This is a genomic window from Variovorax sp. PDC80, from assembly GCF_900115375.1.
Lineage (GTDB): Bacteria > Pseudomonadota > Gammaproteobacteria > Burkholderiales > Burkholderiaceae_C > Variovorax.
Genome location: NZ_FOWG01000001.1, coordinates 1,098,016 through 1,120,818, shown reverse-complemented (window position 1 = coordinate 1,120,818; position 22,803 = coordinate 1,098,016). Strand labels below are relative to the sequence as shown.

Annotated in this window: 21 protein-coding genes; 13 read left to right on the top strand and 8 right to left on the bottom strand. The window is 69.9% G+C overall.

Features of this window, described 5'->3' with window-relative positions; translation table 11 throughout:
* The first annotated feature begins 3 nt into the window (after positions 1–3).
* Both BM109_RS05135 and BM109_RS05130 read left to right on the top strand, forming a co-directional pair.
* The gene (locus BM109_RS05135; RefSeq protein ID WP_093341061.1) at positions 4–1,029 is read left to right on the top strand and encodes a response regulator transcription factor; all 1,026 of its coding nucleotides are present in this window, start codon (positions 4–6) and stop codon (positions 1,027–1,029) included.
* Between the two features lie 75 nt (positions 1,030–1,104).
* Positions 1,105–1,806, top strand: coding sequence for a hypothetical protein (locus tag BM109_RS05130; protein ID WP_256222355.1), 702 nt, complete (start codon positions 1,105–1,107; stop codon positions 1,804–1,806).
* On the opposite strand, the gene BM109_RS05125 is transcribed toward BM109_RS05130, so the two are convergent.
* Positions 1,793–2,425 carry a CGNR zinc finger domain-containing protein gene (locus BM109_RS05125; RefSeq protein WP_093341060.1) on the bottom strand — a complete coding sequence of 211 codons (633 nt, stop codon included), beginning with the start codon at positions 2,423–2,425 and terminating at the stop codon, positions 1,793–1,795. The two genes, BM109_RS05130 and BM109_RS05125, sit on opposite strands and share 14 nt — an antisense overlap.
* A 143-nt stretch (positions 2,426–2,568) precedes the next feature.
* Here BM109_RS05125 and BM109_RS05120 point away from each other — a divergent pair, with 143 nt between their 5' ends.
* Positions 2,569–3,435 (top strand): alpha/beta fold hydrolase, encoded by an 867-nt coding sequence (locus BM109_RS05120; protein WP_093341058.1) that lies wholly within the window; start codon positions 2,569–2,571, stop codon positions 3,433–3,435.
* 4 nt (positions 3,436–3,439) lie between these two features.
* On the opposite strand, the gene BM109_RS05115 is transcribed toward BM109_RS05120, so the two are convergent.
* Positions 3,440–4,360, bottom strand: coding sequence for a LysR substrate-binding domain-containing protein (locus BM109_RS05115; RefSeq protein WP_093341057.1), 921 nt, complete (start codon positions 4,358–4,360; stop codon positions 3,440–3,442).
* 107 nt (positions 4,361–4,467) lie between these two features.
* Here BM109_RS05115 and BM109_RS05110 point away from each other — a divergent pair, with 107 nt between their 5' ends.
* A complete protein-coding gene (locus tag BM109_RS05110) occupies positions 4,468–5,676 on the top strand; it encodes a pyridoxal-phosphate dependent enzyme (RefSeq protein WP_093341055.1) in 1,209 nt (402 codons plus the stop codon).
* 43 nt (positions 5,677–5,719) lie between these two features.
* Complete coding sequence (locus BM109_RS05105) at positions 5,720–6,697, top strand: Bug family tripartite tricarboxylate transporter substrate binding protein (protein ID WP_093341054.1); 978 nt, start codon at positions 5,720–5,722, stop codon at positions 6,695–6,697.
* A gap of 3 nt (positions 6,698–6,700) precedes the next feature.
* Here BM109_RS05105 and BM109_RS05100 read toward each other — a convergent pair whose 3' ends face one another.
* Positions 6,701–7,327: a helix-turn-helix transcriptional regulator gene (locus BM109_RS05100; protein WP_093341052.1), complete on the bottom strand. Its 627-nt coding sequence runs from the start codon at positions 7,325–7,327 to the stop codon at positions 6,701–6,703.
* Between the two features lie 165 nt (positions 7,328–7,492).
* On the opposite strand from BM109_RS05100, the gene BM109_RS05095 reads away from it, so the two are divergent.
* Positions 7,493–8,401 carry an amino acid ABC transporter substrate-binding protein gene (locus BM109_RS05095; RefSeq protein ID WP_093341051.1) on the top strand — a complete coding sequence of 303 codons (909 nt, stop codon included), beginning with the start codon at positions 7,493–7,495 and terminating at the stop codon, positions 8,399–8,401.
* Positions 8,402–8,433: 32 nt separating this feature from the next.
* Positions 8,434–9,576, top strand: coding sequence for a threonine synthase (locus tag BM109_RS05090; protein ID WP_093341049.1), 1,143 nt, complete (start codon positions 8,434–8,436; stop codon positions 9,574–9,576).
* 40 nt (positions 9,577–9,616) lie between these two features.
* On the opposite strand, the gene BM109_RS05085 is transcribed toward BM109_RS05090, so the two are convergent.
* The 3 genes from BM109_RS05085 to BM109_RS05075 all read right to left on the bottom strand — a co-directional run bounded on the left by BM109_RS05085 (position 9,617) and on the right by BM109_RS05075 (position 12,144).
* On the bottom strand, positions 9,617–10,759 hold the full coding sequence (locus BM109_RS05085; protein WP_093341048.1) for a DSD1 family PLP-dependent enzyme: 1,143 nt from the start codon (positions 10,757–10,759) through the stop codon (positions 9,617–9,619).
* A gap of 20 nt (positions 10,760–10,779) precedes the next feature.
* On the bottom strand, positions 10,780–11,769 hold the full coding sequence (locus tag BM109_RS05080; RefSeq protein ID WP_093341046.1) for an ornithine cyclodeaminase family protein: 990 nt from the start codon (positions 11,767–11,769) through the stop codon (positions 10,780–10,782).
* Positions 11,770–11,835: 66 nt separating this feature from the next.
* Positions 11,836–12,144 (bottom strand): hypothetical protein, encoded by a 309-nt coding sequence (locus tag BM109_RS05075; RefSeq protein WP_093341044.1) that lies wholly within the window; start codon positions 12,142–12,144, stop codon positions 11,836–11,838.
* Between the two features lie 221 nt (positions 12,145–12,365).
* On the opposite strand from BM109_RS05075, the gene secA reads away from it, so the two are divergent.
* From secA to BM109_RS05045, 6 genes are all read left to right on the top strand, one after another.
* Positions 12,366–15,152 (top strand): preprotein translocase subunit SecA, encoded by a 2,787-nt coding sequence (secA, locus tag BM109_RS05070; RefSeq protein ID WP_093341043.1) that lies wholly within the window; start codon positions 12,366–12,368, stop codon positions 15,150–15,152.
* Positions 15,153–15,177: 25 nt separating this feature from the next.
* Positions 15,178–16,407 (top strand): bifunctional glutamate N-acetyltransferase/amino-acid acetyltransferase ArgJ, encoded by a 1,230-nt coding sequence (gene argJ / locus BM109_RS05065; RefSeq protein ID WP_093341041.1) that lies wholly within the window; start codon positions 15,178–15,180, stop codon positions 16,405–16,407.
* 7 nt (positions 16,408–16,414) lie between these two features.
* On the top strand, positions 16,415–17,290 hold the full coding sequence (locus tag BM109_RS05060; protein WP_093341040.1) for an ATP-binding protein: 876 nt from the start codon (positions 16,415–16,417) through the stop codon (positions 17,288–17,290).
* Positions 17,287–17,742 (top strand): NUDIX domain-containing protein, encoded by a 456-nt coding sequence (locus tag BM109_RS05055; protein ID WP_093341038.1) that lies wholly within the window; start codon positions 17,287–17,289, stop codon positions 17,740–17,742. The genes BM109_RS05060 and BM109_RS05055 overlap by 4 nt, the downstream gene beginning before the upstream one ends.
* Before the next feature lie 86 nt (positions 17,743–17,828).
* Positions 17,829–19,796, top strand: a complete 1,968-nt coding sequence (locus tag BM109_RS05050; RefSeq protein WP_093341037.1) for an acyltransferase family protein — start codon at positions 17,829–17,831, stop codon at positions 19,794–19,796.
* A gap of 23 nt (positions 19,797–19,819) precedes the next feature.
* Positions 19,820–21,793, top strand: a complete 1,974-nt coding sequence (locus tag BM109_RS05045) for an acyltransferase family protein (RefSeq protein ID WP_093341035.1) — start codon at positions 19,820–19,822, stop codon at positions 21,791–21,793.
* Between the two features lie 34 nt (positions 21,794–21,827).
* Here BM109_RS05045 and BM109_RS05040 read toward each other — a convergent pair whose 3' ends face one another.
* Complete coding sequence (locus BM109_RS05040; protein WP_093341034.1) at positions 21,828–22,049, bottom strand: DNA gyrase inhibitor YacG; 222 nt, start codon at positions 22,047–22,049, stop codon at positions 21,828–21,830.
* Positions 22,046–22,801, bottom strand: a complete 756-nt coding sequence (zapD, locus tag BM109_RS05035) for a cell division protein ZapD (protein WP_057592104.1) — start codon at positions 22,799–22,801, stop codon at positions 22,046–22,048. The genes BM109_RS05040 and zapD overlap by 4 nt, the downstream gene beginning before the upstream one ends.
* Between the last annotated feature and the right edge of the window lie 2 nt (positions 22,802–22,803).

Below are 22,803 nucleotides of genomic sequence, written 5' to 3'. Positions count from 1 at the left end.
CAGATGAACACACCGGCCCCCCCTGTAGAACCCGTGCCGCTCGCGCAGTCGCTGCGCGACAAGAGCGCCAACAGCGACCTGGTGCTGATCGTGGACGACGTGCCCGACAACCTCGCGGTGCTGCACGACGCGCTCGACGAATCGGGCTACACGGTGCTGATCGCCACCAACGGCGAACAGGCCTTGCAGCGCGCCGCGCAGGCGCGGCCCGACATCGTGCTGCTCGACGCGATGATGCCGGGCATCGACGGCTTCGAGGTCGCGCGCCGGCTCAAGGCCGACGGGATGACGTCGCACATCCCGATCGTCTTCATGACCGGCCTGACCGAGACCGAGCACCTGGTGGCCGCGCTCGAGGCCGGTGGCGTGGACTACGTGACCAAGCCGATCAAGCCCAAGGAGGTGCTGGCGCGCATGAACGTGCACCTGCAGGGCGCCCGGCGCGCGCGCCAGGTGGCGCGCCAGGCCGGCCAGGCGCGCAATGCGCTCGACGCCTTCGGCTACGCGAGCATCACGGTGCGGCTGCCCGAGGGCCGGCTGATCTGGCAGACGGCGCTGGCGCGCGACCTGCTGCAGCGCTACTGCGAGACGCGCGCGCCCGAGACCCCGGCCGCCGTGCTCGACTGGCTGCGCAGCCATGCGCCGGCGGCGCGCCAGCGCGGCGTGGAGCCCCCGGCGCTATCCATCGCGCAGGGCGCCAGCAGCCTCACGCTGCGGCTGCACCAGCAGACCGGGCACGACGACGACGGCGACGAGTGGATGATCATCATGCGCGAGGTGTCCGACACCGCCGTGATCGAGGCCATGAGCCTGAGCCTCAAGCTCACGGCGCGCGAGGCCGAGGTGCTCTACTGGGTGGTCAAGGGCAAGACCAACAAGGACATCGGCGAGATCCTCGGCAGCAGCCCGGCCACGGCCAAGAAGCACCTCGAGCGCGTCTACGTGAAGCTCGGCGTGGAGACGCGCACGGCCGCGGCCGGCGTGGCGATCAAGCGCATCCGCGAGCTGCAGCCGCAGTTCGAGATCTAGCGTTCGAGCCGCGGCGTCACGCCGCCGACTTTCCGCCTGCCTAGAATCGCGCGCCGGTTCACCGGAACGCCCGCGATGAAGAACAACGAATACGCCACGAGAGGGACGCGCATCGGATGGCTGCTGGCCGCTTGCGGCCTGTGGGCCGGCGCGAGCGCGCACGCGGCCGGCCATTTCGACATCGACGATGCCGCCACGCTCGATCCGGGCCAGTGCCAGTACGAGACCTGGTGGGGCCGCACAGGCACCGAGCCGGTCATCGGCTTCCACCTGGGCCCGGCCTGCCGCATCGGCCCCGTGGAGCTGGGCTTCAACCTCGACCGGCTGTCGACGCTGGGCGTGCGCACGGTCACGGGCGGGCCGCAGATCAAGTGGAGTTTCTTCGGCCCGGCGCCCGATGCCACCTGGAGCGCCGCGGTCTCGGCCGGCACGGTGTCGGACTTGCGCACCGGCGGCCGCACGGGCGGGCAGTTCGTGCTGCCGGTCACCTGGCGCCCCACGCAGAGCCTGCAGATCCACGCCAACCTCGGTGCCGACTGGGCGCCCGGCACCGGCCAGCGCACGGCGCGCGGCGGGCTGGCCTGCGAGTGGGCGCTCAACGACACGCTGTCGCTGATCGCCGAGCGCAGCCGCGTCTCGCGGCTGTGGACCTCGCGCGTGGGCGCGCGCCTGAACCTGACGCCGCTGATCAGCCTGGACCTCAGCGCCTCACGGACCGGGCCGCAGGGCGTGCGCGGGGTCGTGATCGGCCTGAACCACGAGTTCAGCTGGAACTGAGGCCGCGCCGCGCCCGGTGCGCGGCCGCCTTCGCGCGGTTGCCGCACGAGGCCATGCTGCACCAGCGGCGCGAGTGGGTCTTGGTGCGGTCCAGGAACATCAGCGTGCAGGCGTGGCCTTCGCAGGCGCGCACCCATTCGAAGTGCTCGTCGCACAGCAGCCCGGCCATGGCGCGCGCGATCGGCTGCAGCAGCTGATCGGGCGTCGAGAAGGGCTCGACGCGGCGCAGCCGCAGGCCGCCGCCCTCGGGGTCGGCCGCCACTTCCACATGGCTCTGGTCCTGCGCGAGCAGGCGGTTCAGCGCCTCGAGCTCGGCCGCCGCCTCCACGTCGAGCGGCCGGCCCGCGTGGCGTTCGGCGAAGTGCCGGAAGCCGTCGCGCAGCTCGCGCGCCCGCCGCGCCACCGCATCGAGCGCGGCCGCGCCGCCCTTGGCGGCCTGCAGCCGTTCGACATCGGCCGGCGCGATCTGCTTCGCCGCCAGCAGCCATTGCAACAGCGCCGCGCCGTCGGCCAGCCATTCGACGCGCACGCCGTCGGGCGTGGCGGTGCTGTTGACGAAATCGAGCGCGAGATGGTCGCCGACGAAGGGCGCGGGCATGGGGACGGCGGTGGTGGTCATGGCAAAGCTCCTGGCGCGATGATAACTGTCAAAAAATAGATTGACAGGTTACTCGGCCATGAATAACCTTCAAATACGTAGTTAGCAGGTTATTCAAGTCCGGGAGTCCCCGGGCGCCGCCATCGGCTTGCAGGAGTCTTCCCATGGTTCGTTTCCACACCGTCGCCGTCGGCGCGCACAAGGTCTTCTATCGCGAGGCTGGCGATCCCTCGCGGCCCACCTTGCTGCTGCTGCACGGCTTCCCGAGCTCGTCGCACATGTTCCGCAACCTGATCCCGCTGCTGGCGGACCGCTTCCACATCGTCGCGCCCGACCTGCCGGGCTTCGGCTTCACCGAGTCGCCCGCGCGGCCGGCCTTCGCCTACAGCTTCGACAACCTCGCCAAGGTGATCGAGGGCTTCACCGACGCGCTCGGGCTGCGGCGCTATGCGATCTACGTGTTCGACTACGGCGCGCCCGTGGGCTTCCGGCTCGCGCTGTCGCGCCCGGAGCGGGTGAGCGCGATCGTGTCGCAGAACGGCAATGCCTACGAACAGGGGCTGAGCGAGGGCTGGGGCGTGCTGCGCACCTATTGGCGCGAGCCGAATGCCGCCAACCGCGAGGCCGTGCGCGCGGCCCAACTGACGCACGAGGCCACGCGCTGGCAGTACGTGCACGGCACGCCCGATCCGCTGCAGGTGGCGCCCGAGGCCTGGGAGCTCGACTGGGCGCTGATGCAGCGGCCCGACAACATCGAGATCCAGCTCGACCTGTTCCTCGACTACGCGAACAACGTGGCGCTGTATCCGAAGTTCCACGACTACTTCCGCAACCACCGTCCGCCCTTCCTCGCGGTCTGGGGCCGCAACGATCCTTTCTTCCTGCCGCCGGGCGCCGAGGCCTTCAAGACCGACAACCCGAACGCGCAGGTGCGTTTCCTCGACACCGGCCACTTCGCGCTCGAGACGCATGCGGCGGAGATCGGCGCGGCGATCGGCGATTTCCTCGGCCGGCTGCCGGCCGAGGGCTGAAGGCTCAGCGCAGGTAGCGTTGCATGCGCTTCTCGTCGTCGGCCAGCTGCTGGCGCATCACCGAGAGGAAGTCGCGCGCGGTCGACGACAGCACCTTGCCGGCCGGCAGCGCGAGGATGCAGGCGAAGGAGATGTCGACCGACAGCTTGCGCGCCACCAGGCCGCGCTCGGCGTAGTCGAGCGCGGTGATCGGATTGACCAGGCCCACGCCGAGCCCGCGCAGCGCCATCTCGCAGACGCTGGCGGCGTAGGGCGTCTGCACCACCATGCGCAGCGCCAGGCTCTTCTGCGCCAGCGCGGCCTCGAGCCGGCGGTGCGAGGGGTCCTCGGGGTTGAGCGCGAGGAAGGGCGCTTCCACCAGCTGCTCGGGCTCGATGCTCTTGAAGCGCGCGAGCGCATGGCCCTGCGGCATCACCACCACGCCCGGGAAATGCGCGAAGGTCGAATGCTCGAGGCCCTCGAGCGAGAGTTCGTCGGCCATCAGGCCGAAGTCGGAGATGCCCATCGAGACCCGGTCGCGCACGTCCTTGGAACTGAGCACCTGCAGCGACACCTGCGGCCAGGCGCTCGCGCCGCGGTGCGCCTTGAAGCGCTCGAGCGCGCGCGGCATGAAGCCCAGTCCGAAGGCCGGATAGCAGCTGAGTTCGAGCTGGTTGGTGCCGAAGTCGCGCAGGCTGCGCACCCGGTGCTCGATCGCGTCCATGCCGATGAACACGCGCTCGACCTCCACCCACAGCGCGCGCGCCTCGGGCGTGGGCACCAGCCGCCCGCCGGTGCGCTGGAACAGCTGCATGCCGGCCTGCGTCTCGAGCCGCTTGAGCGACTGGCTGATCGCCGGCTGCGTCACATGCAGCAGCGCCGCGGCCTTGCGCGTGGAACTGCTGCGCATCAGCGCCCGGAAAGTCTCGATCTCCGCAAATCGCATCGATAAGTTCCGTTATCGGTTGAGTATTTTGGGCATTCTGATTTTATTTCCGAACGCATAAGATTCGGCCCGCCACCCCGACCGACTCCTTCACACCCTACAGTGCGATGACACTCCACGCGCTCGATACCTTGCCCGCCGACCTTTCTTCCGACGCCGCCGCGGACGAGGCCCTCGCGGCCGATGCCGTGCGGCCGCTGCGCAATCCGCAACTGCGCGGCCTCCAGTGCCTGCGCTGCGAGACGCTCTATCCGGTGTCCTCGCTCAACGAAGGCTGCCCGGCCTGCCGTCGCATGGGCGTGCACATCGGCCTGCGGGCCAGCTACCTGCCGGGCACCGACGCCGGCCTCCCGATGCCCTACCTGCCGGGCTTCACGCTCGGCGAAGGCAACACGCCGCTGCGCGAGCTGCCCGAACTGGCGCAGCGCCTCGGCGTGGCGCGGCTGGCGCTCAAGGACGAATCGGTCAACCCGACCGGCTCGCACAAGGACCGCATGACCGCCGTCGGCGTGGCGCAGGCGCTGGACGCCGGCGCCCACACGCTGGTGCTGGCCTCCTCGGGCAATGCCGCGGTCTCGGCCGCCCACTATGCCTGGGCCGCGGGCCTGTCCTGCGAAGTCGCGGGTTACGAAGGCCTGCCGGCCGCCTATGCGCGCCAGCTCGACGCGCTCGGCGCGCGGCGCTACGCCTTCTCCGACAACGCGGGCCGCTGGGCCTTCGTGCGCGAGCGCGCGCAGCATCCGGGCTACTTCGCGCTCACCAACTACCGGCTGCCCGCGCTGGGCAGCGCACCGCTGGCGATCGAGGGCTACAAGCCGATCGCGGCCGAATGCCTGGCCGAGGGCGGCCTGCCCGACCACATCGTGGTGCCGACCGCGCGCGGCGACCTGGCCTGGGGCATCTATGCGGGCTTTCGCGACCTGCTGGCGGCCGGGCGCATCGCGCGTCTGCCGCGGCTGTGGCTGGTGGAGCCGTTCCCGCGGCTGTCGCGCGTGCTCGCGGGCGGCGCCGTCAACGGCAGCTACCCGGGCCACACGGCGCAGTTCTCGACCGCGGGCGCCACCGTCACCTACCTGCAATGGCAGGCCGCCACCGCCACCGCGGGCGGCGCGGTGGTGGTCAGCGACGACGAGGCGCGCGTGGCGCGGCGGCTGCTGACGGCCGCCGGCGTGAGCGCCGAACTCTGCGCGGCCGCGGGCCTGGGCGCGCTGCGGCAGTTGCGCGACAACGGCCTGGTGGCGGCCGATGCGCACGTGGTGCTGATGCTGACCGCGAGCGCCGCCTGCGACCCGAGCTGGCCCGATCCGCCGGTCTGAGGCCGGTTCTTTCTTCCTTTGTCCCTCGTTCACGGAGCACGCGATGCGCCGACGTACCTTCCTTGCCGTTTCATCGGCAGGCGCCCTGCTGGGCGCCACCGGCAACGCCCGGGCGGGCGCCTTTCCCGACCGGCCCGTGAAGCTGGTCGTGCCCTGGGCCGCGGGCGGCAGCACCGATGCCATCGCGCGCGCCATGGCGCAGCGCATGAGCCAGACGCTGGGCCAGTCGGTGATCGTCGACAACCGCCCGGGTGCGGCCGGCCAGATCGGCACCGACGCCGCCGCCAAGGCGCCGCCCGACGGCTACACGCTGGTCATCGTCGAGCTGCCGCATGCCATCGCGCCGGCGGTGACGGCGAAGCTGCCCTACGACCTGCTGCGCGACTTCACGCCGGTGACCATGATCGGCACCTCGCCGCTGGTGCTGTTCGCGGGCATGGACGAGGGCAGCAAGGACTTCCGCGGCTTCATGAAGACGGCCGCCGCGAGCGCCGCGCCGCCCGCGATCGCGCACAGCGGCGCGGGCACCGTGAGCCATCTCGCGGGCGAGCTGCTGGCGCAGCGCTCGAAGATCCGTTTCAACATGGTCCCGTACCGCGGCTCGGCGCCCGCGCTCACCGACGTGGCCGCGGGTACGGTGGCCGGCCATTTCGCGACCCTGGCCAGCGGCTCGAGCCTGGTGGGCGCGCGCCGGATCCGGCCGCTGCTGGTGGCGAGCACGAAGCGCGTGGACATCCCGGGCCTCCAGGGCGTGCCCGCGCTGACTGAGAGCGGCCTCGCGGGCATGGAGATCGACCAGTGGTGGGCGCTGGTCGCGCCCGCCACCACGCCGCTCGAGGTGGTCGAGAAGCTGCGCGCCGAGGCCGTCGCGGCGCTGGCCCATGCCTCGGTGAAGGAGCGCATGTCGGCGCTCGGCGTGCAGCTGCGCGGCTCGACCACCGGCGAGCTGCGTGCCTTCATGCGCGCCGAGGCCGAGCGCTGGCAGCGCGTGGCGCGCGAGATCGGGCTGCAGCCCCAGTAGCTTCTAGCGGGCGTCGCTGTAGACGGTGGCGCGCGACACGCCCATGTGCGCGGCCGCGATCTCGGCGCCGCGGCGGATCTCGAGAAAGCCTTCCTTCTTGAGTTCCTGCACCAGTTGCTTGCGGTCGGCCGGCTTGAGCGAGCGCGGCGTGGTCGCGCGCGCGGCCGCGAAGGCGTCGATGCGCGCATGGATGCGCTCCGACTGGCCGCTGCCGGGCTCGAGGTGCTCGCGCACCTCGCTGTCGTCGATGCGCGTGAACTGCGACATCGCGCTCTGGAAGCTCTGGAACAGGGTCAGGTCCACGTTGAGGCACAGCGCGGCCACGTACTCGCCGTGCTCGTCCTTGATGCCGATCGAGGTGCTCTTGACCTTGCGGCCGTCGGGAAAGGCATTGGCGTAGTTCGCGATCACGGCCGGGAATTCGGGATCGCGGATGCGCGCGAGCCCGAGCTCGGTGACCGACTGGCCGACCTGCCGGCCGCTCAGGCCGTTCTCGATCGCGTGGATCGCGTTCTCGGGATTGCGCAGGTCGTGCACCACCACCTCGCAGAAGGGCGCGAAGGTCTGGCCCAGGCCCTCGGCGATGTGGTCGAGCATCTCGAGCAGGTGCTTGTCGGACTTCTTCTTCATGCGGGTGAATGTATCCAGGTCTGGACGAAGCATCCAAACCGCGCGCCAAAACTGTACAAAAAGTACATTAATGAATATATTGTCTGGAACCGCGGTGCCCTCCGGCGGCCGCCTTCGCGGGCGGCGCGCCGACTTCCCTCTTTCTTTCTCTGCTCGGAGAAACCCATGAAGAAGATCCGTCTGGCGTTCCCTGTCCTCGTCCTCTCGCTGCTGGCCGCCGGTGCCGGCCCGGCCTCGGCCGACACCCTGCGCAAGCTCGCCGACAGCGGCCGCATCGCGATGGGCGTGCGCGACTCGGGCGCGCCGCTGTCCTATGCGCTCGGCGCGGGCCGCTACACCGGCTACCACGTCGAACTCTGCGAGCGCGTGATCGCCGGCCTGCGCGAGGCGCAGCGGCTGTCTGCGCTGGCCATCGACTACCAGCCCGTGACCTCGTCGAACCGCATTCCGCTGGTGCGCAACGGCACGGTCGACCTCGAGTGCGGCACCACCACCAACAACGCGGCGCGCCAGAAGGAGGTGGCGTTCGCGCTCACCACCTACGTCACCGAGGTACGGCTCGCGGTGGCCGCGAAGTCGGGCATCGCCTCGATCGCGCAGCTGCAGGGCAGGACGGTGGTCGTGACCTCGGGCTCGAGCGCGGTGAAGACCGCGCGGCTGCACAGGAAGGCGGCCGGCGTCGAGTTCCAGGAGGTCTACGGCAAGGACACGGGCGACAGCTTCCTGCTGCTGCAGACCGGCCGCGCCGATGCCTGGGTCGACGACGACAACATCCTCGCGGGCAACATCGCGAGCGCGCGCACGCCGGGCGACTTCCGCATTGCGGGCGAGACCTTCGCGGTGGAGCCGATCGCGATCATGCTGCGGCGCGACGACCCGGCCTTCAAGGCCGCGGTCGATGCCCAGCTGCGCCGGCTGATGGCCGACGGCGAGCTCGCGAAGCTCTACGACAAGTGGTTCGTGCAGCCGATCCCGCCGCGCAACGCGGCGCTGAACCTGCCGATGAGCGCCGCGCTGCGCCAGGCGATCGCGGCGCCGAACGACAACCCCTCCGAGGCCTACCAGGCCCGCTGAATCCATTCATCAAGCAACGAAGGCCCCGATCCATGCCGAACACCCCGCACTACATCGACCCCCGCACCGGCCGCACCCACGGCCTGCTCGAACGCCGCTGGCGCTCCGACGACGGCCACCCGATGATGATCACGCCGCTGCCCGGCATCTCGCGCGACGACATCGACACGCGCGTGCGCTCGCTGTGGCGCTACCGCGCGGCGCTGCCGGTGGCGATCGAACGGCCCGCGAGCCTGGGCGAGGGCTGCACGCCGCTCGTGCAGAAGCGCTGGGGCGGGCTCGAGCCCTTCTTCAAGCTCGAGTGGTTCAACCCGACCTGCAGCTTCAAGGACCGCGGCGCGGCCGTGATGATGTCCTTCCTGCGCCAGATCGGCGTCGACGCGGTGCTCGAGGACAGCTCGGGCAATGGCGGCGCCGCGATCGCCGCCTCCGGTGCCGCGGCGGGCCTGCGCGTGAAGGTGCTCGCGCCCGCCTACACGCCCGCGCCCAAGGTGGCGCAGATCCGCGCCTTCGGCGCCGAGGTGCAGCTCGTGCCCGGCCCGCGCGAGGCTTCTGAAGAAGAGGCGGTGCGCCAGTCCTCCGAGATTTTCTACGCGAGCCACAACTGGCACCCGTTCTTCCTGCAGGGCACGAAGACGCTGGCCTACGAGCTCTGGGAGGACCTGGGCTTCGAGGCGCCCGACAACGTTGTCATCCCGGCCGGCGCGGGCAGCAACGTGCTCGGTTGCCACATCGGCTTCAAGGAGCTGCTGGCGGCGGGGCAGATCCGCCGGCTGCCGCGCATCTTCGTCGCGCAGCCGCTCAACTGTTCGCCGATCGATGCGAGCTTCACGGCCGGTGTCGACACGCTGGTCGAGCGCGCGGTGGCGCCGACCATCGCCGAGGGCACGGCGATCAAGCGGCCGGTGCGGCTGCGCGAGATCCTGCAGGCGCTGCGCGAGACGCGCGGCGGCACGGTGGCGCTGACCGAGGAGCAGATCGCGGCGGCCGTGCGGCGGCTGGCGGCGACGGGGCTCTATGCCGAGCCGACCTCCTCGTCGGCCGCTGCCGCCATCGAGCTGCTGGAGCAGCGCGGCGAGATCCGCGCGGGCGAGAAGACGGTGGTGCTGCTGACGGGCACCGGGCTCAAGTCGACGCAGTTCATGACCGAGCTGTTCGGCGGGTCGGCCGGCTGATCGACCGGGCGCCCCGCGCGCAGCGGGGCGCTTTACCGCTTTACCAGCCGTGCAGCCGAGGCCAGGCGCGCAGGCTGCCGTCCTGCGCGAGCGCGTGGTACTCGGGGAACTGGGCGCCGGTCGCGCAGGCATGGTTGGGCAGGATGCGCAGCCGCGTGCCGATCGGGAAGCGTTCGACGATGTCCGCGGCCGTGCCGTCCGCCAGCGACAGGATGCCGTGCTCCTGGTTCGCGCCGCTCAGCACATAGCCTTCGATCACGCGGCCCTCGAGGTCGCAGGCCTGGCCGTAGCCGAAGTCGTGCTTCTGCTTCGCGGTGCCGCGGTCGCGGCTCATCGCCATCCAGCCCGCGTCGAGGATGGCCCAGCCCTTCTCGGCCTGGTGGCCGATGACGGTGGCCAGCACGCTCAGCGCGATGTCCTCGGGCGCGCAGACGCCGATGTTGTGCATCACGAGGTCGAAGAACACGTAGACGCCGGCCCGTACTTCGGTCACGCCGTCGAGCCGCGCGGCCGACAGCGCGGTGGGCGTGGAGCCCACGCTGACCACCGCGCAGGGCAGGCCGGCCGCGCGCAGCCGCTCGGCAGCCTGCACGCAGCCCGCGCGTTCCTGCTCGGCCATGGCCGCGAGCGCCTCGGGCGTGTCGAGTTCATAGCTCGAGCCCGCATGCGTGAGCACGCCCGCCAGCCGCATGCCGCCGTCGTGCAGCACGCGCCCGACCTCGAGCAGCGCGGCCTCGCCGGGCTTGATGCCCGAGCGGTGGCCGTCGGTGTCGATCTCGATCAGCACCTCGAAGGCCTCGCCCTGCGTGCGGCCGAAATCGACGATGGCGCGGGCCGAGGCCAGGCTGTCCGTGATGATCGTCAGCCGGCAGCCCGCGTGGCGCAGCGCGAGCGCCTGCGGCAGCTTGGCCGCGGCCATGCCCACCGCGTAGAGGATGTCGTCGATGCCGTCGGCATGGAACTGCGCCGCCTCCTTGAGCGTGGAGACCGTGATGCCCTGCGCGCCCGCCGCGAGCTGCGCCTGCGCGACCGGCGTGCACTTGCTGGTCTTCACGTGCGGGCGGAAGCGCACGCCCAGCGCATCCATGCGCTCTTGCATGCGCGCGATGTTGCGCTGCATGCGCGGCAGGTCGATCAGGGCGGCGGGGGTGTCGAGTTCGGCGAGGGAGGGGGTGGTGGTCATGGCGGGGAGGGAAGAGGGGGTTACCAGGGCCAGGCGATGCGCGTGCCGGTGCCGGTCGCGGCCGCGCGCCGCTGCAGCATGCGCGCCACGGTCAGGTCCTGCAGCGCGAGGCCGGTCATGTCGAACACGGTGATGTCGTCGTCGGCGCGCTCGAAGGCCGCGCGGCCCGAGAGCAGGTCGCCGAGCTCGATGCCGGGGGTGTCGGGCGCCCACTGGGTCTCGCCGATCTGCTGCGCCTGCGCCTGGTCGTCGACGACCAGGCGCGCGCGCGGCAGCAGGCCGTCGGGCAGCTCGCGCTTGCCGCGCGTATCGGCGCCCACGCAGTTCAGATGGGTGCCGGGTTGCACGGCCTCGAGGTCGAACAGCGCGCCGGCGCCGGGCGTGGCGGTGATCACGAGGTCGCTGTGGGCCACGGCCTCGTGGCGGTCGGCCGCCGGCGCTATCGCGCAGCGCGCGGCGAAGGCGGCCTCGAAGCCGGCGTCGCGCCCGCCGCGGGCGCTCACGTAGCGCACCTCGGCCAGCGCGGGCAGGGTGCGCAGCGCGAACTCGAGCTGCACCCGCGCCTGCACGCCGGTGCCGAAGACGCAGGCCCGCGTGCTGTTGGGCCGCGCGAGCGTGCGCAGGCCCAGCGCGCCGGCCGCGCCGGTGCGCAGCGTGGTGACCGCGTTGCCGTCGATCAGGCACTGCGGCCGGCCGGTCAATGGGTCGATCAGCAGGATCGTGGCCTGGTGGGGCTCGCCGCCGCGCGCGCGGTTGGCCGGCCAGAAGCCAGCGGCCTTGAAGCCCAGCAGCCCCTGCGCGGGCACGTCGCCCGACTTGATGCCGAACACGCCGCCGGTGGCCAGCGGCTCGCGCACCACCGGAAACACCCGGCCTTCGCGCGCGCTGTGCAGCACGAAGGCCTCGCGCACGGCCTCGAGCACGTCCTCGGGAGCGAGCAGGGCGTCGACCTGGTGCTGGTCGAGCAGCAGCAGCGAGGCGTCGGCGGGCGACGATGGGGCTTCATTCATCTGGAAATATTATCCAATTCCAGACGAAAAGTAAAATACAAGGAAGACGGCCGGCCGCCGCGGGCTTCAGCGCCCGGTCTGCACCTTGATGCGGATGCTGCGCACCTCCCAGCCGCGGTTGCGCAGCCGGGTCACGAGCATCGGCGCCAGCTGGCGCAGCTTGGCGGCCGCGGCGCTGCCCTTGACCAGCAGGCACCATTCGTCGCCCTCGGCCGGGCCGGCCTGGATGGCGGGGCGCATCAGCGGCGGGATCAGTTCCTCGACCGCGCGCAGCCGGTCGCCGGCGTCGCGCGCGCGGGCGATCAGGCTCGCCAGCGTGGGCGAATCCTCGGCCGCCTGCTGCAGCGTGAACGGGGGCGTGGAACGGCGATTCATTCGTAATTCTGAGGGTGAAACAAGACAGCTAAAATGCCCGGTTTGCCGGCGGTCCCGCCGGGAAAATCGTTCAAATCCGATAACCCGACTACCGATAACCGGCACGGGCTTCCGACTTTCGAAGGCTTGCTTTTGAAAGAGGTGCGCCCAACTGCTCTCACCATATCTTAGGGAATCCGGTCGCAGTGCCTGTCGTGTCAGGTGCCCGCCCACCTCCACCCATGGCCACCAACTTCCTGACCCAGATCTTCGGCAGTCGCAACGACCGGCTACTCAAGCAGTACCGCAAGACGGTCGCGCGCATCAACGCGCTCGAACCCGAATTCGAAAAGCTAGGCGACGACGCGCTGCGCGCCAAGACCCAGGAATTCAAGGACCGCATCGCCAAGGGCGAGAGCCTCGACGACCTGCTGCCCGAAGCTTTCGCGACCGTGCGCGAGGGCTCCAAGCGCGTGATGAAGATGCGCCATTTCGACGTCCAGCTGCTCGGCGGCATGGCGCTGCACAACGGCAAGATCTCCGAAATGCGCACCGGCGAAGGCAAGACGCTGACCGCCACGCTGCCGGTGTACCTGAACGCGCTGTCCGGCAAGGGCGTGCACGTGGTGACGGTCAACGACTACCTGGCCAACCGCGACGCGACCTGGATGGGCCGGCTCTACAACTTCCTCGGCCTGTCGGTGGGCATCAACCTGCCGCAGATGCCACGCGAGGAGAAGCAGGCCGCCTACGGCAGCGACATCACCTACGGCACCAACAACGAGTACGGCTTCGACTACCTGCGCGACAACATGGTCTACGAGCCCGGCGACCGGGTTCAGCGCAAGCTGAACTACGCGATCGTCGACGAGGTGGACTCGATCCTGATCGACGAGGCCCGCACGCCGCTGATCATCAGCGGCCAGGCCGAGGACCACACCGACCTGTACCTCGCCATCAACAAGGTGGTGCCGCTGCTCAAGAAGCAGGAAGGCGAAGCCGACCCGCGCACCGGCGAAGGCGTCACGGTGCCCGGCGACTTCACGGTCGACGAGAAGACGCACCAGGTGTTCCTGACCGAGGACGGCCACGAGAACGCCGAGCGCATCCTCGGCGAATTCAAGCTGCTGCCCGAGGGCGCCTCGCTCTACGACCCGGCCAACATCACGCTGATGCACCACCTGAACGCGGCGCTGCGCGCCCGTCACCTCTACCACCGCGACCAGCACTACGTGGTGCAGCAGGGCGAGGTGGTGATCGTCGACGAGTTCACCGGCCGCCTGATGACCGGGCGCCGCTGGAGCGACGGCCTGCACCAGGCCGTGGAAGCCAAGGAAGGCGTGGAGATCCAGGCCGAGAACCAGACCCTGGCCTCGATCACCTTCCAGAACTACTTCCGCCTGTACGGCAAGCTCGCCGGCATGACCGGCACGGCTGACACCGAGGCCTACGAATTCCAGGAGATCTACGGCCTGGAAACCATGATCATCCCGCCGAACCGCGTGAGCAAGCGCGACGACCAGCTCGACCGCGTCTACAAGACCACGCGCGAGAAGTACGAGGCGGCGATCCAGGACATCCGCGAGTGCTACGAGCGCGGCCAGCCGGTGCTGGTGGGCACCTCCTCGATCGAGAACTCCGAGATCATCGACGGCCTGCTCACGCAGGCGGGCCTGCCGCACCAGGTGCTCAACGCCAAGCAGCATGCGCGCGAAGCCGACATCGTGGCGCAGGCCGGTCGCACCAAGATGATCACGATCGCGACCAACATGGCCGGTCGCGGTACCGACATCGTGCTGGGCGGCAACATCGAGAAGATGATCGAGGCGGTCGAGGCCGACGAAGGCCGCGACGAGGCCGCGAAGAAGGCCGACATCGAGCACATCCGCGCCGAGTGGAACAACGACCACGAGTTCGTGAAGTCGCTCGGCGGCCTGCGCATCATCGCCACCGAGCGCCACGAGTCGCGCCGCATCGACAACCAGCTGCGCGGGCGTTCGGGCCGCCAGGGCGACCCGGGCTCCTCGCGCTTCTACCTGAGCCTGGACGATCCGCTGATGCGCATCTTCGCGGGCGACCGCGTGAAGGCGATCATGGACCGCCTGAAGATGCCCGACGGCGAAGCCATCGAGGCCGGCATCGTCACGCGCAGCATCGAGAGCGCGCAGCGCAAGGTCGAGGCGCGCAACTTCGACATCCGCAAGCAGCTGCTCGAGTACGACGACGTGTCGAACGACCAGCGCAAGGTGATCTACCAGCAGCGCAACGACATCCTCGACGCCGGCGACCTCGGCGCCCAGATCGCGGCGCTGCGCGAAGGCTGCTTCATCGACCTGGTGCGCCAGTACGTGCCGGCCGAGTCGGTGGAAGAGCAGTGGAACATCCCGGCGCTCGAGCAGGCCCTGTTCAACGAGTGGGGCATCGACATGCCGCTCGCGAAGATCGTCGAGGGCTCCGAAGCCATCTCCGACGAGGACATCGTCGAGAAGGTGGTGCAGGCCGCCAACGAGACCTTCGACGCCAAGGTCGCGCTGATCGGCCCCGAGAACTTCACGCAGTTCGAGCGCATGGTGCTGCTGCAGAGCATCGACACCCACTGGCGCGAACACCTGGCCTCGCTCGACTACCTGCGCCAGGGCATCCACCTGCGCGGCTACGCGCAGAAGCAGCCCAAGCAGGAATACAAGCGCGAGGCCTTCGAGCTGTTCGGCCAGCTGCTCGACTCGGTCAAGAACGAGGTCACGCGCCAGCTCATGACGGTGCGCGTGCAGTCGAGCGAGCAGCTCGACCAGGCGGCCGAGGCGATGGAGAACCGCGGCGAGAACGTCTCGAACATCACCTATTCGGCACCCACCGAGACCGGCGAGGTCGAGGTGCGCGTCGACGAGGAAAGCCAGCGCCGCATCGCGGCCGCGGGGCTGGGCACGCTGAGCGCCGAGGCGGCCGCCTTCGCGCGCGTCGGCCGCAACGACCCGTGCCCCTGCGGCAGTGGCAAGAAATATAAACATTGCCACGGCAAACTCAGCTGACCCGCAACTCCGAAGAGATACCGCCATGCCCGTGAACCTGTCCGCTCCCGATCCCGCCGCCTTGTTCGCGGTCCCCGGCATCCGCATCGGCGTGGCCGAAGCGGGCGTGCGCAAGGCCAACCGCAAGGACCTGACGGTCGTGCTGATCGACGAAGGCGCCGCGGTCGGCGGCGTGTTCACGCAGAACCGCTTCTGCGCTGCGCCGGTGCAGGTCTGCCGCGACCACCTCGCGGCCGGCCACGGCATCCGCGCGATGCTGATCAACACCGGCAATGCCAACGCCGGCACCGGCGAGGACGGCCTGGCGCGCACCCGCGCCACCTGCATCGCGCTGGCGCGCCAGCTCGACCTGGCGCCCGAGCAGATCCTGCCTTTCTCGACCGGCGTGATCATGGAGCCGCTGCCGATCGACCGCATCGAGGCCGGCCTGCCCGCCGCGCTGGCCGATGCCGCCGACAACCACTGGGCCCGTGCCGCCGAAGGCATCATGACCACCGACACCGTGCCCAAGGCCTTCAGCCGCCAGGTGCAGATCGGCGGCGCCACGGTCAGCGTCACCGGCATCAGCAAGGGCGCCGGCATGATCCGCCCGAACATGGCGACCATGCTGGGCTTCATGGCCACCGACGCGAAGATCGACCCGGCGCTGATCCAGCCGCTGGCCAAGCAGCTGGCCGACGCTTCGTTCAACCGCGTGACCATCGACGGCGACACCTCGACCAACGACTCCTTCGTGGTCATCGCCACGCAGAAGGCCGCGCACGCGACCATCACCTCGCTCGATTCGGCCGAGGGCCAGGCGCTCGTGGCCGCGATGCAGGACGTGGCGCGCCTGCTGGCGCAGGCCATCGTGCGCGACGGTGAAGGCGCGACCAAGTTCATCGCGGTGCAGATCGACGGCGGCCGCGACGCCGCCGAATGCCGCCAGGTGGCCTATGCGATCGCGCATTCGCCGCTGGTCAAGACCGCCTTCTACGCCAGCGACCCGAACCTCGGCCGCATCCTCGCGGCCGTGGGCTACGCGGGCATCGCCGACCTCGACCAGACCGGCATCGACCTGTTCCTCGACGACGTGCACGTGGCGGTCAAGGGCGGCCGCAACCCGGCCTACCGCGAGGAGGACGGCCAGCGCGTGATGAAGCAAAGCGAGATCACGGTGCGCGTGAACCTCGGCCGCGGCAATGCCAGCGAAACCGTCTGGACCTGCGACTTCAGCCACGACTACGTGTCGATCAACGCCGACTACAGATCCTGATTTTTCGATGAACGAGCAGTTCCAGAGACTGATCGAGCGCGCCGAGCAGCTCATCAACCGCATCGAATCGATCCTGCCCCAGCCGCTGGCCGAGCCGGCCGACTGGAATGCCTCGATCGCCTGGCGCTACCGCCGCCGCAGCTCGGGCCATGGCGTGCTCGAGCCGGTGAAGCACGTGGCCGCGATGGCGCTCGATTCGCTCAAGGAAATCGACGTCCAGAAGGAAAAGATCGAGCGCAACACGCGCCAGTTCGTCGAGGGCAAGCCGGCCAACAACGTGCTGCTGACGGGTGCGCGCGGCACCGGCAAGTCCTCGCTGATCCGCGCCTGCCTGCAGGCCTACGCGCCGCAGGGCCTGCGCCTGATCGAGGTCGACAAGGCCGAGCTCACCGACCTGCCCGACATCGTCGAGGTGGTGTCGCAGCGGCCCGAGAAATTCATCGTCTTCAGCGACGACCTGAGCTTCGACGAGGGCGAGCCGGGCTACAAGGCGCTCAAGTCGATCCTCGACGGCTCGATCGCCGCGGCCACGCCCAATGTGCTGATCTACGCGACCAGCAACCGGCGCCACCTGCTGCCCGAGTACATGAAGGACAACCTCAGCTACACCCATACCGAAGATGGCGAGGTCCATCCGGGCGAGGTGATCGAGGAGAAGATCTCGCTGTCGGAGCGCTTCGGCCTCTGGGTCAGCTTCTATCCGTTCAGCCAGAACGAATACCTCGCGATCGTGGCCCAGTGGCTGTCGTCGTTCGGCGTCGATGCCGCCGCGATCGAGGCCGCGCGGCCCGAGGCGCTGGTTTGGGCGCTCGAGCGCGGCTCGCGCAGCGGCCGCGTGGCCTACCAGTTCGCGCGCGACTACGCGGGGCGGGCCACGGCATGAGCGCCGCGCCAGGTGAGCGCAAGCACACCGAGGTCGCGGTCGGCGTGCTGATCCGCACGGCCGACGATGCGCTGCTGCTGTCGACCCGTCCGCCCGGCAAGCCCTACGCGGGCTACTGGGAGTTTCCGGGCGGCAAGATCGAGGCCGGGGAGACGGTCGAGGAGGCACTGCGGCGCGAGCTGCAGGAAGAGCTCGGCATCACCATCGACGGCGCCACGGTCTGGAAAGTGACCGAGCACGACTACCCGCATGCGCTGGTGCGGCTGCACTGGTGCAAGGTCACGGCCTGGCACGGCGACTTCGAGATGCGCGAAGGCCAGCAGATGGCCTGGCAGCACCTGCCGCTGAACGTGGCGCCCGTGCTGCCGGGCGCGCTGCCGGTGCTCGAATGGCTGGTGCAGGAGCGCGGCCTGCCCGCGTCGGCGGCCCAGGCCGTATCGACCCTGGCCTGAGCGCCGCGGCGTGGCGATGCCTGCGCCGCTGACTGGGTCCCGGCGCCGCGCGCCGCGAGCCTGAGCGAAGAACGAACAAGAGACGGATGCATCCCAAGTACCGCCCCGACATCGATGGCCTGCGCGCCGTGGCCGTGGCCTCGGTGGTGGCGTACCACGCCTTTCCGAAGGCGCTGCCCGGTGGCTTCGTGGGGGTGGACATCTTCTTCGTGATCTCGGGCTTCCTGATCACGACGATCATTCTTCAGAGCCAGGCGGCGGGCGACTTCAGCTACCGCGACTTCTACGCACGGCGCGTGCGGCGCATCTTCCCGGCGCTGATGCTGGTGCTGGCGGCGACCCTGGCCTTCGGCTGGTACGTGCTGCTGAACCGCGAGTTCGTGGAGCTGGGCAAGCAGGCCGCGGGTGGGGCGGCCTTCATCGCGAACTTCGTGTTCTGGGGCGAGGCCGGGTACTTCGACACGGCGGCGGAGACCAAGCCGCTGCTGCACCTGTGGTCGCTGGGGATCGAGGAGCAGTTCTACATCTTCTGGCCGCCGCTGCTGGCGCTGGCGTGGCGCAGGCGCTGGCCGATGCTGCGCGTGCTGTGGGCGCTGGCGGTGGTGTCGTTCCTGATCAACGTGCTGACGATCCATCCGTTTCGCACGGCGGCGTTCTACTCGCCGCTGTCTCGCTTCTGGGAGCTGATGGCGGGCGGGATCCTGGCGTGCATGCGGTTGCGCGATGCTGGAACCATGAAGCCCGCGTGGCGCGGCCATGTTCAGTCGGTGCTGGGCGTGGGGCTGATCGTGCTGGGGCTGGTGATGATCCGGGCCGACAAGGCGTTCCCGGGCTGGTGGGCGCTGCTGCCGGTGCTGGGCGCGGCGAGCTGCATCGCGGCGGGGCCGCAGGGGGTGCTCAATCGCTACCTGCTGTCGAACCCGCTGATGGTGGGCATCGGGCTGATCAGCTATCCGCTGTACCTGTGGCATTGGCCGCTGCTGTCCTATGCGCGCATCGTGCAGGGCGCGGCGCCGTCGGCGGCCGTGAGCGCCGCGATGGTCGCGGCCAGCGTGGTGCTGGCCTGGCTCACCTACCGCACGGTGGAGCGCGCCGTCCGGACGCGCACGCAGCCCGCCACGCTGCGCGTGCTGGGCGGCAGCGCCGTCGCAGTGCTTGCCGTGGCGGTCGCGGTGCAACTGGGCCTGCCCGCGCCGCGGCACGACAACCCGATGCTGCAGACGCTGAGCAACGCGTCCTCCGACGGCGAGTACTACGAAGGCCTCGCGTCGGAGACGCTCGACGGCCACTTCGTGCGCCGCATCGGCGAGGGCACGCGCAAGGTGCTGGTGATCGGCGACAGCCATATCTCGCAGTACGCGCCGCGCGCGCGCGCGCTGGCACGCAGCGCGCCCGATGCGATGTCGACCACCTACTTCTTCGAATACCCGGCCTGCGCGCCGGTGCCGGGCATGGTGGTGGCGATCAATCCAGGCTGCGCGCCGCGGCGCGCGCAGATGCTCAAGTCCGCCTTCGATCCGAAGATCGACGTGGTGATGGTCGGCGCCTGCTGGAACTGCTACTTCACCGGCAACTTCTACATGCCCTACGTGTTCCAGGACGGCGCCTCGGCGCTGCCGATCAACGACGGCGGCCCCGGCATCGAGCCGGCACTCGCGTCGCTGCAGAAGCTGCTGGGCGAACTCGCGCGCCACAAGAAGGTCTACCTGCTGCTGGACAACCCGATGGGCAGCGATTTCGAACCGGGCCGCATGATCGCGGGCAGCCGTCTCGGCACGATGACCGTGCTCGCGACGGCAGGCAGCGCGGTACTGCCGCCCGCGCAGGAGCGCTTGAACGACCGGCTGCGCGCGATCGCGCTGGCCGCCGGTGCCGAGCCGATCGACGCGGTCGGACAGCTGTGCCGGGAAGGCCGGTGCCTGCGCACCATGCCCGACGGCGCGCCGGCCTATCTCGACAGCAATCATCTGCGTCCGGCCTACATCCGCGACCACGCGCGCTACGTCGATCCCGTGTTCCTCGCACCCGCCGCGCCATCGCGCGCCGGCAACTGAAAGAACGGCCCGGAGGGGCACCGATGCATCCCAAGTACCGTCCCGACATCGATGGCCTGCGCGCCGTGGCCGTGGCCTCGGTGGTGGCGTACCACGCCTTCCCGAAGGCGCTGCCCGGTGGCTTCGTGGGGGTGGACATCTTCTTCGTGATCTCGGGCTTCCTGATCACGACGATCATTCTTCAAAGCCAGGCGGCGGGCGACTTCAGCTACCGCGACTTCTACGCACGGCGCGTGCGGCGCATCTTCCCGGCGCTGATGCTGGTGCTGGCGGCGACCCTGGCCTTCGGCTGGTACGTGCTGCTGAACCGCGAGTTCGTGGAGCTGGGCAAGCAGGCCGCGGGTGGGGCGGCCTTCATCGCGAACTTCGTGTTCTGGGGCGAGGCGGGGTACTTCGACACGGCGGCGGAGACCAAGCCGCTGCTGCACCTGTGGTCGCTGGGGATCGAGGAGCAGTTCTACATCTTCTGGCCGCCGCTGCTGGCGCTGGCCTGGCGCAGGCGCTGGCCGATGCTGCGCGTGCTGTGGGCGCTGGCGGTGGTGTCGTTCCTGATCAACGTGCTGACGATCCATCCGTTTCGCACGGCGGCGTTCTACTCGCCGCTGTCGCGCTTCTGGGAACTGATGGCGGGCGGGATCCTGGCGTGCATGCGGTTGCGCGATGCTGGAACCATGAAGCCCGCGTGGCGCAGCCATGTGCAGTCGGTGCTGGGCGTGGGGCTGATCGTGCTGGGGCTGGTGATGATCCGGGCCGACAAGGCGTTCCCGGGCTGGTGGGCGCTGCTGCCGGTGCTGGGCGCGGCGAGCTGCATCGCGGCGGGGCCGCAGGGCGTGCTGAACCGCTACCTGCTGTCGAACCCGCTGATGGTGGGCATCGGGCTGATCAGCTATCCGCTGTACCTGTGGCACTGGCCGCTGCTGGTGTACCCGCGCATCCTCAATGGCGGCTGGGAGCCCTCGGCGGGCGTGCGCACCGGCGCGGTGGTCGCGGCGGTGCTGCTGGCCTGGCTGACCTACCGCTTTCTCGAACGCTTCACGCGCACCCGCGCGGGCGCGCCGCTGCTGCGCGGCCTGGTCGGCATCGGCTGCGCGATCGTGCTGGCCGGCGTGATGGTGGTGGCCGGCCTGCCGGCGCGCAACGGCGGCGAGATGCTGCAGAAGGTGACCGACGCGACCGTGGACGACGGCTACTACGACGGCTTCACGCCCGAGAAGGTGGGCCCGCACCTGGTCTACCGGGTCGGCCGCGGCGAGCGCAAGGTGCTCTTGATCGGCGACAGCCACATGCAGCAGTACGGGCCGCGCGCCAAGGCGCTCGAGCGCCTCGCACCCGAGCGCATGGCGACCGCCTACTTCTACACCTGGGGCGCCTGCGCGCCGATTCCCGGCATGTTCGCCGAGGGCAACCCGGCCTGCGGCGAACAGCGCGACGGCATGCTGCAGCTCGCGCGCGCGCCGCAGATCGACACCGTGGTGTTCGGCGGCTGCTGGAACTGCTACTTCAGCGGCGACTTCCCGCTGGCCTACGAGTACCGCGAGGGCCGCGCGGTCTACCCGGTGAACAACGGCGGGCCCGGCATCGCGCCGGCGCTCTCCATGCTGGGCCACACCATGGCCGAACTCGTGAAGCAGAACAAGAAGGTCTACCTGCTGCTCGACAACCCGAGCGGCATGGACTTCCAGCCGCAGCGCATGATCGCGGGCAGCCGGCTCGGCACGATGACGGTGGTGCTCGATTCGCCGACCGCCCCGCTGCCCGCGGCGCAGGCCGAGCTCAACGCACGGCTGCGGCAGATCGCGCTGGACAGTGGCGCGCAGGTGGTCGAGCCGATGGCCTCGCTGTGCAAGGACGGCCAGTGCCTGCGCGTGACGGCCGACGGCAAGCCGGTCTACAAGGACGGCGAGCATCTGCGGCCCGTGTACACGCGAGCGCACGCGGACTATGTCGACAGGATCTTTCTCGGAGAGGCGGCGCCGGCGGCCGCGGGCGGCAAGTAAGCCGGCCCACGGTTTTCCGCGGGCCGATCGTCTACTACTGCGCCTTCGGATCGCCGAAGGGCTCGTCGTCGGGCGGCGCTTCGGCCGGCATCCTGAACTCCTCGCTGGCCCAGGCACCGAGGTCGATGCCCTTGCAGCGCGCGCTGCAGAACGGGCGGTAGGGGTTGCGTTCCGAATAGACGCTGTCGCCGCCGCAGCTCGGGCAGCGGACGATGCGTTCGCCCTCGCGGGGCTCGATGCGCTCTTCGCCGGTCATGCGCACAAGGTGAGTTCGAAGGGGGTGTCGTCGCTGCTCTGGTGGAGGCGATCGTCGCTCTCGTGGCGCATGAGCCGCACCGAGACCATGAGCCGGTTGCCGCTGATCTCGGGGATCAGGCCGAGCTTGGGATCGATGCGCAGGCGCAGCAGCTGGAAGCTGCGCCCCTGCGGCAGGTTCTGCTGGAACTGCCCGTTGGTGGCGATCACCTTGTAGGGCACGTCGGCGTCGCGCAGCAGCTTGAGCAGCAGATAGATCGATTCGGCCAGCGGTGCCAGCGTGCCCGACCAGCGCTCGAGGTCGGCGCGGCGGCTCTGGGTGCTGCGGTGCTGCCAGGCGTAGTAGGCGGGCAGGTCGAATTCGCAGGTGCCGCCCGGAATGCTCGCGCGGCTGCGGATGCTCATCAGCCACTCGTTCTCGGTCAGCGACTGGCCGGCCTTGCCCGCGATGCCGTTGAGCGTGTTGAAGTTGCGCTCGAGCTGCGCCACCACCTGGTCGAGCGCGGCCTCGGAGATGTTCGGATTGCCGCGGTAGGCGTTGAAGGCGGACTTGTGTTTCTCGAGGTCGCGCATGACGTCGGCCTTGAGGTCCGCGCGCGCGGCCACGTCCATGATCTCGAAGATGGTGACGAGCGCGAAGTGGTGGGACAGGGGCGACTCGGCAGGCACCAGCTCGCCGAGGCGGCGAAACAGGTGCTCCAGTCGCAGATAGGTCCGGATGCGCTCGTTGAAGGGGTACTCGTAGAGGATCACGC

Bases quoted from the DNA above. Each gene is read 5' to 3' on its own strand.
- BM109_RS05135 (WP_093341061.1), top strand. From the start codon at position 4: ATGAACACACCGGCCCCCCCTGTAGAACCCGTGCCGCTCGCGCAGTCG.
- BM109_RS05130 (WP_256222355.1), top strand. From the start codon at position 1,105: ATGAAGAACAACGAATACGCCACGAGAGGGACGCGCATCGGATGGCTG.
- BM109_RS05125 (WP_093341060.1), bottom strand. From the start codon at position 2,425: ATGACCACCACCGCCGTCCCCATGCCCGCGCCCTTCGTCGGCGACCAT.
- BM109_RS05120 (WP_093341058.1), top strand. From the start codon at position 2,569: ATGGTTCGTTTCCACACCGTCGCCGTCGGCGCGCACAAGGTCTTCTAT.
- BM109_RS05115 (WP_093341057.1), bottom strand. From the start codon at position 4,360: ATGCGATTTGCGGAGATCGAGACTTTCCGGGCGCTGATGCGCAGCAGT.
- BM109_RS05110 (WP_093341055.1), top strand. From the start codon at position 4,468: ATGACACTCCACGCGCTCGATACCTTGCCCGCCGACCTTTCTTCCGAC.
- BM109_RS05105 (WP_093341054.1), top strand. From the start codon at position 5,720: ATGCGCCGACGTACCTTCCTTGCCGTTTCATCGGCAGGCGCCCTGCTG.
- BM109_RS05100 (WP_093341052.1), bottom strand. From the start codon at position 7,327: ATGAAGAAGAAGTCCGACAAGCACCTGCTCGAGATGCTCGACCACATC.
- BM109_RS05095 (WP_093341051.1), top strand. From the start codon at position 7,493: ATGAAGAAGATCCGTCTGGCGTTCCCTGTCCTCGTCCTCTCGCTGCTG.
- BM109_RS05090 (WP_093341049.1), top strand. From the start codon at position 8,434: ATGCCGAACACCCCGCACTACATCGACCCCCGCACCGGCCGCACCCAC.
- BM109_RS05085 (WP_093341048.1), bottom strand. From the start codon at position 10,759: ATGACCACCACCCCCTCCCTCGCCGAACTCGACACCCCCGCCGCCCTG.
- BM109_RS05080 (WP_093341046.1), bottom strand. From the start codon at position 11,769: ATGAATGAAGCCCCATCGTCGCCCGCCGACGCCTCGCTGCTGCTGCTC.
- BM109_RS05075 (WP_093341044.1), bottom strand. From the start codon at position 12,144: ATGAATCGCCGTTCCACGCCCCCGTTCACGCTGCAGCAGGCGGCCGAG.
- secA (WP_093341043.1), top strand. From the start codon at position 12,366: ATGGCCACCAACTTCCTGACCCAGATCTTCGGCAGTCGCAACGACCGG.
- argJ (WP_093341041.1), top strand. From the start codon at position 15,178: ATGCCCGTGAACCTGTCCGCTCCCGATCCCGCCGCCTTGTTCGCGGTC.
- BM109_RS05060 (WP_093341040.1), top strand. From the start codon at position 16,415: ATGAACGAGCAGTTCCAGAGACTGATCGAGCGCGCCGAGCAGCTCATC.
- BM109_RS05055 (WP_093341038.1), top strand. From the start codon at position 17,287: ATGAGCGCCGCGCCAGGTGAGCGCAAGCACACCGAGGTCGCGGTCGGC.
- BM109_RS05050 (WP_093341037.1), top strand. From the start codon at position 17,829: ATGCATCCCAAGTACCGCCCCGACATCGATGGCCTGCGCGCCGTGGCC.
- BM109_RS05045 (WP_093341035.1), top strand. From the start codon at position 19,820: ATGCATCCCAAGTACCGTCCCGACATCGATGGCCTGCGCGCCGTGGCC.
- BM109_RS05040 (WP_093341034.1), bottom strand. From the start codon at position 22,049: ATGACCGGCGAAGAGCGCATCGAGCCCCGCGAGGGCGAACGCATCGTC.